Annotated in this window: 2 protein-coding genes; both read left to right on the top strand. The window is 53.8% G+C overall.

Annotated features, from left to right (window positions below):
• A partial coding sequence (locus CXF87_RS11985) for a transposase (RefSeq protein ID WP_198556082.1) occupies positions 1-216 on the top strand: 216 nt, incomplete at its 5' end.
• A gap of 95 nt (positions 217-311) precedes the next feature.
• The coding region (locus CXF87_RS11980) for a sensor histidine kinase (RefSeq protein ID WP_232774909.1) at positions 312-1512 on the top strand (1201 nt) is incomplete at its 3' end.

Raw genomic sequence — 1512 nt, 5'->3', positions numbered from 1 at the left:
CTGTCGGGCTTTGCCTACACGCTGTTCGAGCGATTACGGGCCCACTTGAAGAAGACGCCCTTCGAGAGAATGAGCGCCAGTAACCTGCGGCTGAAGCTGATCAAGGTGGGCGCGGTCATCATTCGCAACACTCGGCGCATACGGGTGTTGATGAGCGATGCCTATCCTTACAAAGACGAACTCTCTGACCTGGTGCGTCAACTGGTTCCGGGATAGAAGCCTGGGCTCCCCCGGCCCGACTCAATGGGGGAAAGGGGGCCGTGTGTCCGGACAACAGGAATTGATCGATTATTGATCAGTCACGGCCGCCAATGAGCGGTAATGGCGGTAACCCGCACAGTCTGCGAGACTTGCTGGGGACCTATGAGAAATCCGGGCTAGGTGGCGTGGCGCTATTTGTGGTGGTGACGACCTGGCTACTGCATGGCATATTGTTACAGAATCTTGCTCGGGATTTTTTGGGTGAGCGTCTTCAGCGCGAAGCCAATCATGCGGTCGCACAGCTCGAGCAGGACCAAACGGCTGTCCCGACTGCGCTAGACTCGGTTAGCCAAGGCTATCAAGTCTTTCATCATCTCTACGTACTCCGCTTTAACGGTTCGGTCAGCGCTTCCGACCCGCAATGGCAGCAACAGCTGGCGCCTCTGCTGGAAGAGAACGGCGATGCTCTTGTGGACGTTAAACATAACGATCAGCACATGCTCGTCTACCGCCGCCATTTTGAGTGGCAGGGTTCTAACGGCGTATTACTGGTGGGTGAGGATTTTTCTCAGGTAGAAGCAGGACTTGCTACCTTGCATTGGTGGGTCGGTGGAATTGCCGCCGTGCTTTTAGGAATGCTCATCATACTCAATATGCTGGCAGTTAACCGCGGCCTCACGCCACTTTGGCAACTGCGTCAACAGCTTGAAGCCTTGCGATCAGGCAAACGTGATCGCTTGTCATTAGTAGCCCCTTCGGAGCTAGATGAATTAGTCGACCAGTTGAACTGGTTCATGGACGACATTGATCTTCGTCTGAAGCGCTCGCGAGAATCGGTCGCCAACCTATCACACGCATTAAAAACCCCGCTGGCAGCAATTACCCAAGTACTGCGCGGCAATCGGCCCATTGATGAAAACCGACGGCATAAACTGCTCAGTCGTATTGAAGATATTAACGCTCAGTTAGCTGCAGAGCTGCGTCGTTCGCGTATTGCAGGGCCTAACGCGGGTCGAATGGCGAACGTCACGCGAGATAGTTCACGGCTCATCGAGATGTTCCGTAGTCTTTACCCTGAGCGCATTTTCAACCTTACCCACTCGGCACACGAGAAAGACCAAGTGCCTATTGAGGCTCACGACTTTTCTGAAATATTAGGCATCGTGCTCGATAACGCTGGCAAATGGTCGAATAGGTGCATTAATTGCGATATTGCCGTCTCCACTACCACACTCACGCTCACCACTGATGATGACGGTTTCGGCGTTGCAGAAGAAGATCTTTCGCGCTTGGGAGAGCGTGGCACACGAT

The organism is Halomonas sp. MES3-P3E (assembly GCF_002836035.1).
GTDB classification, from domain to species: domain Bacteria; phylum Pseudomonadota; class Gammaproteobacteria; order Pseudomonadales; family Halomonadaceae; genus Vreelandella; species Vreelandella arctica.
Note: the sequence above shows the minus strand (reverse complement) of the source record. Positions and strands in the feature narration are given on the sequence as shown.